Origin of the sequence: Enterobacter cloacae complex sp. P1B, from assembly GCF_014982345.1 — a bacterium.
GTDB classification, from domain to species: domain Bacteria; phylum Pseudomonadota; class Gammaproteobacteria; order Enterobacterales; family Enterobacteriaceae; genus Enterobacter; species Enterobacter bugandensis.
On the sequence record NZ_JADCLF010000019.1, the window covers coordinates 17825 to 31631 of the forward strand.

At 48.2% G+C, this 13807-nt stretch carries 14 protein-coding genes; 5 read left to right on the plus strand and 9 right to left on the minus strand.

The features are described from left to right. The first annotated feature begins 2 nt into the window (after window positions 1-2). The 5 genes from INF77_RS22030 (at window position 3) to INF77_RS22050 (ending at window position 6185) form a co-directional block, all read left to right on the plus strand. Window positions 3-2741, plus strand: a complete 2739-nt coding sequence (locus tag INF77_RS22030) for a DotA/TraY family protein (RefSeq protein WP_063425435.1) — start codon at window positions 3-5, stop codon at window positions 2739-2741. Between the two features lie 82 nt (window positions 2742-2823). Then, a complete protein-coding gene (locus tag INF77_RS22035; RefSeq protein ID WP_193532968.1) occupies window positions 2824-3411 on the plus strand; it encodes a hypothetical protein in 588 nt (195 codons plus the stop codon). A gap of 204 nt (window positions 3412-3615) precedes the next feature. Then, a complete protein-coding gene (locus INF77_RS22040) occupies window positions 3616-4014 on the plus strand; it encodes a hypothetical protein (RefSeq protein WP_063425439.1) in 399 nt (132 codons plus the stop codon). A gap of 345 nt (window positions 4015-4359) precedes the next feature. After that, window positions 4360-5430: a hypothetical protein gene (locus INF77_RS22045; RefSeq protein ID WP_063425441.1), complete on the plus strand. Its 1071-nt coding sequence runs from the start codon at window positions 4360-4362 to the stop codon at window positions 5428-5430. Between the two features lie 74 nt (window positions 5431-5504). Continuing rightward, window positions 5505-6185 (plus strand): SOS response-associated peptidase, encoded by a 681-nt coding sequence (locus INF77_RS22050; protein ID WP_063425443.1) that lies wholly within the window; start codon window positions 5505-5507, stop codon window positions 6183-6185. A gap of 57 nt (window positions 6186-6242) precedes the next feature. Here INF77_RS22050 and INF77_RS22055 read toward each other — a convergent pair whose 3' ends face one another. From INF77_RS22055 to cysS, 9 genes are all read right to left on the minus strand, one after another. Next, the gene (locus INF77_RS22055; protein WP_063425445.1) at window positions 6243-6602 is read right to left on the minus strand and encodes a DNA-binding protein; all 360 of its coding nucleotides are present in this window, start codon (window positions 6600-6602) and stop codon (window positions 6243-6245) included. Continuing rightward, the gene (locus tag INF77_RS22060) at window positions 6599-6931 is read right to left on the minus strand and encodes a type II toxin-antitoxin system RelE/ParE family toxin (RefSeq protein ID WP_063425447.1); all 333 of its coding nucleotides are present in this window, start codon (window positions 6929-6931) and stop codon (window positions 6599-6601) included. The genes INF77_RS22055 and INF77_RS22060 overlap by 4 nt, the downstream gene beginning before the upstream one ends. Window positions 6932-7020: 89 nt before the next feature. Beyond that, entirely contained in the window at window positions 7021-7467 is a 447-nt protein-coding gene (locus tag INF77_RS22065; RefSeq protein ID WP_063425449.1) for a hypothetical protein, read from the minus strand. A gap of 3 nt (window positions 7468-7470) precedes the next feature. After that, on the minus strand, window positions 7471-7758 hold the full coding sequence (locus tag INF77_RS22070) for a hypothetical protein (RefSeq protein WP_045336812.1): 288 nt from the start codon (window positions 7756-7758) through the stop codon (window positions 7471-7473). A gap of 39 nt (window positions 7759-7797) precedes the next feature. Beyond that, complete coding sequence (locus tag INF77_RS22075; RefSeq protein ID WP_193532967.1) at window positions 7798-8127, minus strand: hypothetical protein; 330 nt, start codon at window positions 8125-8127, stop codon at window positions 7798-7800. Between the two features lie 65 nt (window positions 8128-8192). Then, window positions 8193-10109: a ParB/RepB/Spo0J family partition protein gene (locus INF77_RS22080; RefSeq protein ID WP_193532966.1), complete on the minus strand. Its 1917-nt coding sequence runs from the start codon at window positions 10107-10109 to the stop codon at window positions 8193-8195. Window positions 10110-10437: 328 nt separating this feature from the next. Further along, on the minus strand, window positions 10438-11709 hold the full coding sequence (locus tag INF77_RS22085) for a Y-family DNA polymerase (RefSeq protein ID WP_193543103.1): 1272 nt from the start codon (window positions 11707-11709) through the stop codon (window positions 10438-10440). Next, entirely contained in the window at window positions 11709-12137 is a 429-nt protein-coding gene (umuD, locus tag INF77_RS22090; RefSeq protein ID WP_063425457.1) for a translesion error-prone DNA polymerase V autoproteolytic subunit, read from the minus strand. The genes INF77_RS22085 and umuD overlap by 1 nt, the downstream gene beginning before the upstream one ends. A 256-nt stretch (window positions 12138-12393) precedes the next feature. Further along, a complete protein-coding gene (cysS, locus tag INF77_RS22095; RefSeq protein ID WP_193532995.1) occupies window positions 12394-13779 on the minus strand; it encodes a cysteine--tRNA ligase in 1386 nt (461 codons plus the stop codon). Window positions 13780-13807 lie beyond the last annotated feature (28 nt).

Below are 13807 nucleotides of genomic sequence, written 5' to 3' on the forward strand. Positions count from 1 at the left end.
TCATGAAATTGAAAACTATTGGCAAAGCCGTATCCTCTCCAATCTGGGTACCGTTACTTCCGCTTGTCTACACCATAAAGCGACTGCAGCGAACTCACGATGACAGCCGCGCCGTTATCAGTGATCTCCATGCCGACATACGGCAAAAGCTTGCCGCGCGCAAAGGCCAGGCCCGGACGGAGGACCAACAGGAAGACAGTGCAGAACTGTCGTTTGAAGAGGCTGTACAGCTTGCTGAAAGAAATGCGGCCATCCGTGGACAACAGTACAGTCTCGCAGAAGTGCGACAGATGCTGGTCATTCGGAAGCGAATGATCCTGGCGCTGGCATATTTAATTTTTCTGGGAGGCACGTTTACCCTGATTCGTACTTCCATGCTATTTGGCATGAGTATGTTAATTTTCTCAGCATCAATGATGTTGTTTGCCGTGCCGGCACAGTTCCGTATCTGGCAAATTGACAACCGGCGTTTAAGCAAAAGCGAGAGGGGGGGATTTGCTGATTTTCGGGCTGAAACAAACTGGGTGCGCGATACGCTTAATCCGCGCCTGAAATCACAGGTAAGCAGAACTCTTCTGACGGCTCTGCTTGTTATTTCCTTGGGCGCACCTATAGCTGGCCATGCGGAGAATCTAGATGATCTTACAACGGCTGCCGATCGCGGTACCGACATTAGCCGGCAGGCAATGGTGACGCTTTTTGGCCAGATCGTTAATGACCCTTTGAACGGTATACTCGAGGACGGAGGGGACAGCCTGGTCTCTCAGGTCCTCAAAGTCTTCAGCTCTACTCTCCTCATAGTCGGCACTGCCATGGGCGGTTATATCATTCTGAGGAAGACCAGCCAGACAGCGCATGATGGTGTATTTCTGGATAAGGACCAGGCATCAGTATGGATGCCTATCCGCGTCCTGGCGGCATTTTCACTCTTAACTCCACTACCTAATGGGTGGAGTCTGAGCGCACTGCTAATGCTTTACGCCGCGGCAAAAGTTGGTGTGGGCGGAGCGAATATTGCCACAGACCTCACAGTAGATGCGTTTATGAATGGTCAGTCGTTTGTACTGCAACCTGCAGCGCCTTCAACTGTCGAATTATCACGTTCTCTTTTTGAGGCGAACCTCTGCATGTTCGGCATCAATGCCAGCCTCGATAACCTCAATTCTGTTGGCGGCTTTTCTTCAGCAGGCGACTATATCAACCAGTCTGGCTTGGCCGGTGACAATGGTTTCATTCTCAAGTCCCGTAGCTATACGTGCGGTGGAGCGACTATCGCCGTGGAAGAAGATCAGTCATTACTGGCAAAGCTTGGCATTTCAGCTGATGTTGACATTAATGCGATTCGTGAAGCTCACGCTACCGGCCTTAATGAGATGCAACGAGCTCTGCGTGATGGCGCACAACAATTCGTAGACGGTGTGCTGGCCCGCCAGCAGAACGAAAACGCCAATCTGGTAAACGCGGAAGCTATCATCCAGAACGCCAGTCAGATTTACGAGAACAAGGTAACAGCGGCCATCAGGTCATCAAATATTAATAGCCAACTGAAAAACCTCACCAGCCAGGTCGGGGACACCATCAAGACTGAAGGATGGATGTCGTTAGGAAGCTGGTATCAAACTTTAGCCGTTGCGAATAATCGTATTGGGAATACAGCAGCCGCTAAAGGCTCGGCATTTGGTGCATCAACGGGGCAAGGCCCTGCAGTGGATGATGAGTATCGACTCGTCATGAGCGCATATCAGGCACAGCGCTCCGTAACTGACAATTCAAGTGCTGGAGTTCTAACAGCAAAATCATCATACGAAGCTAACAACATTACTGACGCATCAAGTTTTCTTGGATACGTATTTAATACAGCAGGTCAGTCTCTTACAACCAAACTGATCAATTTGTCACAAAATGACTCCGGACAAGTGAACCCAGTCATTGCTATGAAAAACCTTGGCGATTACGTCATAACAAGTTCAGAGGCAGGAATACTGAGCTTCGCCGCAATCAAAGCATTTATGGCTGGAGCAAACGAATCACTTCTTGGAAATGTTATTAACAAATTCTCAGGTGTAGGTAAAGCAATTGAGTCGTTAGCTGAGTCTCTGGGTGTTTATATTAACCTTAGCTTTATAATGTTAATTGGATGCGGGATAACATTAGCAATTTACATTCCGCTTATGCCGTTTTTAATATGGCTTGCAGCGTGCGTAAATTATTTCGTCATAATAGGCGAGGCCATTTATGCTTCAGCTTTATGGGCCTTTGCCCATTTGCTAGGCAATGGTGAAGGCATGGGGCAAAAAACTACCCACGGCTACATTTTCATTTTGAATCTAATGTTCAGACCAACATTAATGGTTGGAGGGTTTTTATTAGGCGGAGGTATCGTCATCATTGGCGGAACGTTACTAAACAAATTCATGCCCGCCGCAATGGCTAATGCTCAGTTTGATTCAATAACAGGAATAGCAACTCTTATCGGATATTTAGTTTTATATTGTGGAACAGCTATTGCTCTCGTGGGTTCTTCCTTCTCATTGATTAATGTTGTACCTGATCAAGTTATCAACTGGGTAGGAGGACATATGAGTCAAAGTCTCGGCAGAGATATGTCTGACAAAGCTGCACATTCAGTTAACGTTCTGGCTAATAAAACTGAAAGTGGACTTAATTCAGGGAGTAGACAACCGCGATCAAATCCTTCAGGCAATTCTAACGGTGGCGCACCAAAAAACAGTATAAAATAACAATCATTAAAAGGGGTATTTATTGCCCCTTCTTAAGATATGTGCTATTTTATAAGTAGTTAAATACCCTGAGGCCGCTAAAATGAAAAATAATTTAAAAACTGGCGTAGTGGAAAGAATTACAGGTAATGCTGTCACCTTGAAAGTGGGTGACAAGCGTGAATACATTGAGCTAAATGATGAAATTACATCAGGGCTATCTCTCGGCGATACAGTGAGAATTGTTTATACAAACGGTCGCATGGTTCGTGTATTTAATATTTCCACTGAAATACTATACGAAACAGACGTAAATCTGACCAAGTCCGGTTTCACGAAAAAACTAAGCCTGATTTTCATGATTACATCTGTGATTTGCGCCATACCGATTATCGGGGCGCTCGTAGGATTAGTGTTAATCGCTGGCATCATAGGCTCCTCCATTAAGTATGGAAACAGTGTACTGGCAAAGGTTACTGCACTGAGCATTGCCACTGCGATGGCCTATATAGCGGTTGCAACGACCTTGATGATAAATGGACATTTCCTGCTGTCATTTATTGTATGCACAGCTGTTGTTTACGTAGCGCTAACCCTAGCTTCAAAGATTCAAGATTCTCAAGCTTTGGCACTCAGCAAAGTTGCCGTTGCTGATGATCATTGTTTGAATTTCAAAGCAGTAAACTTATAATGTCGTAAATCCGTCGCACAATCGACGGTCGGGCTTGGAACCCCGTGATGCATAGAACAGTCCCCAGCAATGGCGGGCTGGGCGTGGCGCTACTTGTAGCGGCCGGTAGTGCATCCGGGTTCCAAACCATGTTCAGTTCGCCACCAATCCTGCTTGGAACCAGTTTTGGCGCGCTTAATGCACTAATATTTGGGACTGAAACCTATGCAAACACAAATCACCTGCGGTGATCACCGCAACTTCACCTTCTCCAATGACATCCACATCAAGGCCGGCTTCCACCTCACCGTATTCATTGCTGACAACTGCAGCATAACTGCAGGGGCTGAATCTTACATACAGTGCAGAAACAACTGCGTTGTTATAGCGGGAGACAACAGCAGCGTTGATACTGGCGCTTTTTGTAACGTAATCACTGGTTCGGATTCAACAGTGACCGCAGGACCAGGTTCATCCGTTGCGGCCGGAGAAGGAACCGAAATTCGCTTTCAGTGGTGGTGTGGGAATGACCTTGAAACCACGATCGGGAAAGTTGGAGAAAAGGGCCTGATGCCAGCTGTTAAGTACCTCATTGTTGATGGCCGCATAACAGCCATTAATTAAATAGCCTGACGCACTATCACCAGTTTGCCGTTCATGCAGTCAATTGGTAAATCGGGGGTCCCTCCGGGTTCCGATTTAGTGGTTGACGGCGATACCTTGAAAAACCCTTTTTATGGGGGGTAGAACCCGCAAGGAGGCTACCCCCATGCTGAGCCAATCATAGCCTTTCCATGCATCTGGCCAACAAAGCCACCATTACCAGACATTCCGGCGATAACTAATTTCAAAAAACCTGCCAGTGCTCCTGACAGTAACATTATCATTTGGTAATTTAGTACCAGCTGCTCACTGGTCATCATATGAAACCGCGATTAGCTTATCCTAACCTGTAAAATGGAATTATTTATGAATGGGAACATTGAATTACTTAATTACAGCCAAGAAGCGATAAAGTCTCTTAATGAAACAGAACGGAATGTTTCACGAATATTTCCCTTATCTGCTTATGTAATGCGGAAGGTAATAGACCTTATTTCAACAAGCACAAAATTTATATTACCTAACTGCGCTGATTTTATAGACGTCGAAAGTTTCAGCCAAACACATCTCGATTTAGCACGACTTCCATATCCGGTAGTAACCTTTGAAATCCCCTGGGTAAAAGATACTCCATTAAAGGAATACAAAGATTTCCCCAATACACTTTCAACCAAACGCATTGCCTTGTGCATCGATTATTCAGATGAGCATAAACATCTTTGCCCTGTCCCTAACCTCGATCCACTGCTGAAAAGCTTTCCGCAGGGTGGTGTATTAGTTTTCTCAATTTACTTTAACGACCGCGATAAATCGTGGGTTTTATGCCAGGGCGGCTCATTCGTTCCTTACGAAAACCATCTGGAGAAGCTAAGTGACGCAAAGCTCCAGTCACTACCAGCTTCTGTTCTGGCCACAGAACAACTTAAATCAGCTGGCCAACTACCAGAGAAAAACCTCACACAGTTTATCGTTGAGCCATTCATCGCGTTGCCGGAGTTCGCGAGTGAAATGGAGAGAGCCATGGGGGGACGGGATAAACTGTTCGCAGATATCATTCTGAATACTCGGGATGAAGTTTTTGCTTACATAGGTGCCTGTAGCCTTCTTAACTGCGCTAACGTCATCGTCGAACCTGTCAATGCAACCACACCGGATACATTGAGGAAACTCCCTCCATCCGCGCGTAAGAAGCTTAAGCCAGTGCCTAAGCCTAAGTTTGAATACAAGGTTCTTCAGATCTCAGATGAAAGAACGAGTCACACTAAATCTTGCGCCGGTGCAACAGATGCTGCAGAAGGAACCCCAAGGCGTACCCATCTCAGGAGAGGGCATATAAGGCGACTGAAGGAACGAGTGATCTGGGTCCGACCGGCGGTCATCAATCCGGGGAGCTCCGTAGGGGTTATCAATAAGGATTACCAGCTGAAGACGTCTTGATCCGGCATAGCCACCACATACGGGGTCAATGGGTGCTTAAATGGCCTATAATTGGGTACTGACTGGAGGTTCGTATGTGTGGCCGCTTTTCTCAATCGCTGAGCCGTGAAGAATATCTTAGCGTGCTTACAGGCGACGTCGACAGGGATATCCCTTTCGACCCAGCGCCTATAGCTCGATACAATGTCGCGCCTGGGACGAAGGTTCTGATACTCAACCAACGTGGTGGAGCGTTGCATATCGATCCTGTCATGTGGGGTTACGCACCGCCATGGTGGGATAAACCGCCATTAATTAATGCTTGCGTTGAAACAGCGTCCTCAAGCCGCATGTTCCGTTCTCTTTGGGAAAATGGCCGAGCTATTTGCTTTGCCGACGGTTGGTTTGAATGGAAGAGAGAAGGGGACAAGAAGCAACCATACTTCATTCACCGCGTAGACAGAAAACCGATCATGATGGCAGCCATTGGAAGCACTCCCTTTGAACGTGGTGATGAGCAGGAAGGTTTTTTAATAGTGACTGCAGCTGCAGACAAAGGGCTTGTTGATATACATGATCGGCGCCCCTTGGTTTTAACATACGAAGCAGCACAAGAGTGGCTTCGGCAGGATCTTAACGGCAAAGACGCTGCAGGAATCGCAAATGATGGCGTATTGCCCGCAGATGAATTCACCTGGCACGCAGTTTCACGCGCCGTGGGTAATGTTAAGAACCAGGGGCGTGAGCTGATCGAGCCAGTTCCCAGCTCAAATTGAAGTAGATAGCCATCCACACCTGATCATGCATGCAAGCTAATCCCGCGTTGCATAATTTCAATGGTGGGCTTCACCAATTAAAGTCAGCTTCACACCCGCGGCAGAAGCGAGCTGCGCCAAAGTCGTAATTGTTGGGTTGCCCTTTTCAGATAATGCACGGTATATACTTTGCCGGGCTAACCCTGTCTTCTTGGCCGCTTCACCTATACCGCCCTTCGCTTCTAACACACGGCGTAACGCAATGAGAAATCCGCCTAAACCGCCTTCTTCGTTGATCTCTTCGAGCGCGGTCTTTAGATAGAGCTCAGCATAATCAGGATCGGCGCGTAACTCTTCAATCATAAGTTTGTCACGGTCTACTGCCGGTGCGCTTGTGACCGCCTTGTTGGCGGTCTCCTTTTTACTCGCTACTGTCATTTTTTCGCCCTCGCTTTAAAGTCTTTGAGGTATTCAACTGCTTTATCTAAATCGGCGTCCTGCGTTTTTTTCGTTCCGCCGACGTATAAAAGGATGATTTCACCATCTTCTATCGAGTAGTACACTCGGTAGCCTGGGCCATAATCAATTCGCAACTCCCAGACGCCATCCCTTTCAAACTTGTGATCGCCAAAGTTACCCGCTTCGGCCCGGTCAATTCTGGTATCTATCTTCGCCGCGGCGATACGGTCTTTTTTCTTGAGCTTCGTTAACCAATCACTAAACGGTTTTTCGCCATTTTCATCTTGGTAGAACTGAGATTTGTACATCCAGTTTCCCCTTACTCCCTGATTCACTCCATTGTCACTTATAAGAGACATATAATCAAGTGAATGTAACTTAAAAGTGTCACTTTCTTTTAGCGCTTTGGTCCCGCCTTTTTTTCGTATACGAAAATTTCGTTCTCGAGTAGTGCGGCATGTATCCACCCAGCTACAGTCAGTCGGTCCAAAGCAGGAGACAGCTTACACAGGTTTTCAACATAACCTTCAGCAGGCAATGACTTCCCGGAACGCACCTGGATAGCTGCAACGCCAGCCCACTCACTTTCATCTCCGGGAACCCAGCCAGACTTAAGAAGCAGATTCAGCATTGCTTGTGCCGCCCATGCAGGTGACTTTCCTGTACTGGCCCAGTCTGTAAACGTGTTTCCCGGGAGCATACGAGGCTCATTAAGTAACCCGACACAAACAGCCTCATTAACAACCTGCTCAATGGCCAGAGCCGGTGATAACCCGCACCGGATTGACCACTGCTTTGCTATTTGCATGCGGAAACTGGCAGCAAGTTTTGAAAAATCTCGCATGAACTATTCTTCCTCCACTTCAATGCCATCTTCCAGCGTTATACCGTGCCAATCATCGGCCCAGCTGGTGAATCCCGGCGAATCAATGCTTGGCATATGCACGCTTGCAGTGTGATAGCCAGTGTCGCCATTAATGGTGGCAACGTGCTCTCCGTTGTATGCGCTCAGTGTGTCCAGAACGCTATAGAACTTTCCTCCGGCAGCTCGGAAATCCTTCACCGCTTTCTCGAGGCGTTTCCATGCCTTTTCCTGCGCCGGCGTAAGATCGATCAATTCCTGCAAAGTGGCCATGCTCACTCTCCTTCAAATTTGGTACCACGGAGCTGGAAATTAGCCCCTTGAATGACAATAATGCGCCCCATCGGGTCTGTCTGAAACTGTACCGCAGCGAGGACATGGCTCAGGCGGCAAAATTGATTTGCGACATAAATCCCAAATACCTTGCGCGTCAAATCCTGCGTCACACATATCGCTCATCGCGTCCAGTACGTGTGGCGGTATATCGTCCGGTACGGTAAGCGATGCCAGCGCGATTTCCAATTCGCGCTTATTCATCAGCGCTTCAATGCGGAGGCTAATGTTACGCTGCATATCTGGCTTTATTCGCGCAGCCTTTGTGGTGATGTGCGCGATTAACTGTTCTTTGGTGAACTCCATCATTCAATCTCCTATTTTCGTTATATAAAGCGTAAAGAGGGTGGCAAATACATACCACCCCGCGATAATTACATAAAATCAGGAACCCATTTAATTCCTTCGATCAGTTGCTCAGCACGCTTAGCTGCATCACCTTTTTTTAAAGCTATAAACTCGTCTTTGTTAACGCTGACGCCAGCCTGAGTAAGTTGGTCGATCATCCCTTCTTTCTTGAGACGACTCCATAAGTTTTGAGCTGTAGGTTTCCAGTACTCATGAATATCGAAGTTCATTGCAAATTCGAGTTTTTGAAGATTACTTTTCTTCTTGGGTTCGTACTGAGATACGGAACCGTCCAGCGTAGCAGCGACACAGAAAGCCTGTAGCTCGAGTAACTGGTCTATTCCTAATGACGTCAACAGTGTGAAATCGTCTTCCCAACCTTTAGGGAGTGATTCGGACCACTTGGCCTTGGCCATTCTAAGCTGTTTAACTGCCTCACCATCTTCGCAACCAGGGGCGGCTTCGATCATCGTGCGTGTTGTTTCCTGAATGGTGAAGCAAGCTGGATTCTGATGATAACCAGCGCTGAAAACTGACAGAGCAAGCTTCTGAACGGTCAGAGCCAATGCAATTTCCGGCTTTTGTAATAAAGCTGCCTGGACTGCTAGAGTGCGTTCACATGACAATGATCTGGCCAGCGCAGCTGAAACTTGCGTGACAGGAACCACCGTACCGTCAGTGTTTACTTTTACGGCTTTGTTTTCTTTACTGGCTTTATCAACAAGCTTCATCAACCCACGTGTAATAACAATATCGCCATGATATCCAATTGAAACAATGACGCCACGCTGTGATTTATATTCCTTGGTGAACTCGGCCGCATCCAGTATTTCGCTCTTCTGCTGTTCAAGCTCATTACGCTCTTTTGATAAAGGACGAAGGGCTTCCCATTTTTTTTCACCGCTGAGTTCTTCGGCCTCGTCCATTGCAAATTTAACATTTTCGAGCTTATCGTAAATAATATCTAACTGATTCTGCTGTTCTGTAGTAAAGGCATAATCTTCAAGCTGTGGTCGCGGGAATTCATAACGCTTTGAATCATCACCCCAACTCTCAAGACGCTCCTGACTACCGTACCAGCTCCATCCCTCATTATTAGCAACTTGCTCAGCGAGCACTTGCAATTTATTCAGTGCCAACTCCTGAACGAGGGACGGATTCAAAATATAACCACCATGGCTTTCATGTTGAGTGAAGAGATCATGTTTTATTTCACCACCTGCATCACGGTAAGCATCTATACCAATGACTTTGATATATTTGTTATCGCTAACAGGTTCCTCTTCATTCAAAGCCAGACGGCGCAAGTCCTTCGGACTCTTATCATAAGAACAATTTTCCCATGCTTTTAACTGAAGGTCGTGGTCATCAGTAATGCTCAAAGCAATTAACTGATTTAAGGAAATCTTATTATTCCTCAGTAGCTGCATTAACTCAGGAGCCATGTTAGCCAGCTTCATCAACTTCCTGACATAGTAGGCTTTATAGCCAAACTTGGCAGCAATCACTTCTACTGAGTCACCATTATTAGCAAGTTCGTTGATGGAGAAGATCAGGTCTGACAGATGCATATCAACACGGTCATTGTTTTCAGAGACTGAGACTACAAGCGCATCAGCTTTATCAATGAAATCAACGCGCACAGGATAATCGTCATCAATTGCACCAACACGATGGAGGTAATCAAGAGCCATAAGTCTACGCTGACCTGCGGCGACAAACCAACAGTCCTGCTCAACTTCGTCATCGCTGAACACGATTAAGTTTTGTAAAAGATTACGCGCTGCTATTGATCTCGCAAGACTAATAATACCGCGTTTAAAATTTAACGTATCAACATTGTGTTTGCGGGCATTAAGTGATGTCTGACGCAGTTTTTTATATGGTACAGTAGAAGAAACAATATTGATATTGCTGGTAGTGGAAGCGGTATTATTTAACATGTTAGCTCTCCTTTGAGAATGGCCAGTGCCGGAAGTGAACAACAATGAATCCACAATGGACGTTCATTTGTCATTTCAATAATGATATTATGCCAGGATAAAACATTAAAAACAACCAAATACAGCACAATAATTAATATTTATTTCAATGAAATAACCACTGAATAATTCAGAGCAGTTATATATATTCCTTTATTCAGTCAATAACTAAATCGGGGGACCCTCTGGGTTCCGATTTAGTTGTTTACTGAGGTTTTAGAAATAACCTATTTTTTGGGGGTGGTCGCCCACAGGGAGGCCACCCCCATACCAGACGGATTTAATCTTTTTATAACTTTGCAGTCGGAATTTCGTTCCACCTGGTAGTATATGCTGGCGACAGCATTTCTCGCTTCATCTGCCACTCAGGGGCAATGCCTCGCCCGGCAAACCAGACTTTGCCTTTACCGGAATGGTTGATCCCATCCAGAACCTTCATCAGCTCGTCACTGTGCTCCCGTGGCTGTACTTCGTCAAAAAGATTCAACTGGGACACTCCACTTGGAGTGAAGTCGTTCAACATCACGCCTGCTTTAGCATATCGATGCCCATCCATCCAGATACGGTCCAGAGCCTTCACAGCGGCGTTAATAATGTCACGCGTATCACGGGTAGGCAGGAGTAGTTTTTCGCTGGCCACGTTGCCGTAATACGTTTCGTTGACGGCGAAAGGTGAGGTTTTGATAAAGACCGAGATGTGCCGGCAGAACTGTTTCTCCCCCCGCAGCTTTTCGGCAGCGCGTTCTGCGTACTGGCAGATTGCCTGCCGCAGCGATTCGTAAGACGTTATGCGTTCCCCAAAGGAGCGACTACAGACAATTTGCTGCTTCGCTGGCGGGGCCTCTTCAAGATATATACAGGCCTCACCGTTCAGTTCGCGCACGGTTCGCTCAAGCACCACGGTAAAGTTCTTGCGCACAAAGGCCGGATTCATGCGCGCCAGCTGTAGCGCAGTTTTAACGCCATACGTGTTCAGCTTGTTTCCGATGCGGCGCCCGACGCCCCAGATTTCCTCCACCGGCTGCAGCGAGAGCAGTTTTTCAGTTCGCTTCGGATTGCCGGGAGTAAGGGCCAGCACGCCACCAAACTGCGGCCACTCTTTTGATGCCCACTGTGCAGACTTTGCCAGCGTTTTGGTTGGGCCCATCCCGACACCGATCGTCAGCCCGGTTCCGCTTAAGACGTGCTCTCGAACCTGCCGGCCGAACGACTCATAATCCATACACCCGTCGATGCCACAAATATCGAGAAACATCTCGTCGATACTGTATTGCTCGACGCGGGGGGCCAATTCTTCCAGATGTGCCATGACCCGATTGCTCATGCTGGCGTAAAGCTCGTAGTTACTGGAGAAGGTTAAGACAGGCTCAGGAAACTGCATAGCCTTCAGCTGGAACCAGGGGATACCCATTTTGATGCCAAGGCGCTTGGCTTCCTTCGAACGGGCAATCACGCAGCCGTCGTTATTGCTGAGAACCACGACAGGCTTTTCCCTCAGGTCAGGTCGGAAGACCTTCTCGCAGCTGGCGTAAAAGCTGTTCACGTCGGCCAGGGCAAACATCAGTCTCGCCCCCGTGTTTTGTGGATAAAGGCAGTCACCACCCCGAAAATCTGGAGATGCTCAGGATCTGGCCAAAGAGTAGGGTAAGCGGGATTCATCGCCTGGAGCCCCGGTCGGGGTTTCAGTAGCAATTTTTTTACGGTGAACTCGCCGTCGATTTCGGCTATGACGATATCGCCGTGCTGAGGCCGTTCAGCCTTGTCCACAATGAGCAGATCGCCGCTGTGCAGACCAATATCTCGCATCGAGTTTCCGATGGCCCGGACGAAGTAAGTGGAGCTGCGCCTCTGGATGCAATACTCATTCAGGTCCAGTTCGGACTCTGTGTAATCAGCTGCTGGCGAAGGGAAACCTGCCTGGCATCTTTCCAAGTAAAGAGGGAATGAAAGTCTTTCTGGTGTGAATGCTGCTGAATAGATCCGGAGCATAAGCCCTCCATAAAACACTGTATGTATAACCAGTATTATTGGAGTTTTTGGAATTCTTGCAAGTGTAGAATCCTGAAGTTGCCTCAAGACAATGTTTTTAAAAGCTTTAGAGTAATGAATTAGCTCAACAACCGGCGAAAGGTGGGTTAATAACGATTAAATTGGGGTGTACATCTATCTTTGAAGAGAAGGTTTTAAATGAGGAATATTGTCTTGCCGGATCACCGGCAAGACATAGTGGTTAGTCTTTTAGGGACTATTTTCGCCGCCAGGTGGTTCCCTGCGGGCCGTCTTCCAGAATGATGCCTATCTCGGTCAGACGGTTACGCGCCGCATCCGCCGCCGCCCAGTCTTTCGCCTGACGCGCTTCCAGACGCGCATTGATAAGCCGCTCGATCTCCGCCACTTCGCCGTCGTCCGCCTGCGCGCCGCTCTGCAGGAACGCGTCAGGCTCCTGCTCCAGCAGGCCGAGCACGGAAGAGAGCTTGCGCAGATGCGAGGCCAGGGCATTCGCAGCTGCCATGTCCTCTGACTTCAGGCGGTTCACTTCGCGCGCCATGTCGAACAGCACGGAGTAGGCTTCCGGGGTGTTGAAGTCATCGTTCATCACCTCAACAAAGCGCGCTTCAAACGCTTCACCGCCCGCCGCAGGCACAGATTTGTCGGTACCGCGCAGCGCAGTGTACAGACGCTCCAGCGCCGAGCGCGCCTGCTTCAGGTTCTCTTCGCTGTAGTTCAGCTGGCTGCGATAGTGGCCAGACATCAGGAAGTAACGCACGGTTTCCGCGTCGTAGTACTTCAGCACGTCGCGCACGGTGAAGAAGTTGCCCAGCGATTTCGACATCTTCTCGCGGTCAACCATCACCATCCCGGAGTGCATCCAGTAGTTTACGTACTCGCCGCCGTGGGCGCAGGTGGACTGCGCGATTTCGTTTTCGTGGTGCGGGAACATAAGATCCGAACCGCCGCCGTGAATGTCAAAATGTTTGCCCAGCTGTTTGCAGTTCATCGCCGAGCACTCAATGTGCCAGCCCGGACGGCCTTCGCCCCACGGGGATGGCCAGCTTGGTTCGCCCGCTTTGGACATCTTCCACAGCACGAAGTCCATCGGGTTACGCTTCACGTCCACCACGTCCACGCGCGCGCCGGCCTGCAGCTGGTCCAGATCCTGACGGGAAAGCGAACCGTAGGTTGGGTCCGTAGGCACGGAGAACATCACGTCGCCGTTGTCCGCCACGTAGGCGTGACCGCGCGCGATTAGCTTATCGGTGAGCTCAATGATTTCGTGGATATGGTGGGTCGCACGCGGCTCGCTGTCCGGGCGCAGAATATTTAAGGCGTCGAAGTCTTTGTGCATCTCAACGATAATGCGATCGACCAGCGCAACGAAGCTTTCGCCGTTTTCATTAGCGCGCTTGATAATTTTGTCGTCGATGTCGGTGATGTTACGAACGTACTTCAGGTTATAGCCCAGGAAGCGTAGGTATCGAGAGACGACATCGAACGCGACAAAGGTACGGCCATGGCCGATATGACAAAGATCGTAAACCGTAATGCCACACACGTACATGCCGACTTCCCCGGCATGGATAGGTTTAAAATCCTCTTTCTGGCGCGTCATCGTATTAAAAATTTTTAACATCTAAGATTCCATGTAGTACGTGTATGGT

Bases quoted from the DNA above. Each gene is read 5' to 3' on its own strand.
- INF77_RS22085 (WP_193543103.1), bottom strand. From the start codon at position 11,709: ATGTTTGCCCTGGCCGACGTGAACAGCTTTTACGCCAGCTGCGAGAAG.
- umuD (WP_063425457.1), bottom strand. From the start codon at position 12,137: ATGCTCCGGATCTATTCAGCAGCATTCACACCAGAAAGACTTTCATTC.
- cysS (WP_193532995.1), bottom strand. From the start codon at position 13,779: ATGTTAAAAATTTTTAATACGATGACGCGCCAGAAAGAGGATTTTAAA.
- INF77_RS22050 (WP_063425443.1), top strand. From the start codon at position 5,505: ATGTGTGGCCGCTTTTCTCAATCGCTGAGCCGTGAAGAATATCTTAGC.
- INF77_RS22030 (WP_063425435.1), top strand. From the start codon at position 3: ATGAAATTGAAAACTATTGGCAAAGCCGTATCCTCTCCAATCTGGGTA.
- INF77_RS22060 (WP_063425447.1), bottom strand. From the start codon at position 6,931: ATGTACAAATCTCAGTTCTACCAAGATGAAAATGGCGAAAAACCGTTT.
- INF77_RS22065 (WP_063425449.1), bottom strand. From the start codon at position 7,467: ATGCGAGATTTTTCAAAACTTGCTGCCAGTTTCCGCATGCAAATAGCA.
- INF77_RS22080 (WP_193532966.1), bottom strand. From the start codon at position 10,109: ATGTTAAATAATACCGCTTCCACTACCAGCAATATCAATATTGTTTCT.
- INF77_RS22040 (WP_063425439.1), top strand. From the start codon at position 3,616: ATGCAAACACAAATCACCTGCGGTGATCACCGCAACTTCACCTTCTCC.
- INF77_RS22075 (WP_193532967.1), bottom strand. From the start codon at position 8,127: ATGATGGAGTTCACCAAAGAACAGTTAATCGCGCACATCACCACAAAG.
- INF77_RS22070 (WP_045336812.1), bottom strand. From the start codon at position 7,758: ATGGCCACTTTGCAGGAATTGATCGATCTTACGCCGGCGCAGGAAAAG.
- INF77_RS22055 (WP_063425445.1), bottom strand. From the start codon at position 6,602: ATGACAGTAGCGAGTAAAAAGGAGACCGCCAACAAGGCGGTCACAAGC.
- INF77_RS22035 (WP_193532968.1), top strand. From the start codon at position 2,824: ATGAAAAATAATTTAAAAACTGGCGTAGTGGAAAGAATTACAGGTAAT.
- INF77_RS22045 (WP_063425441.1), top strand. From the start codon at position 4,360: ATGAATGGGAACATTGAATTACTTAATTACAGCCAAGAAGCGATAAAG.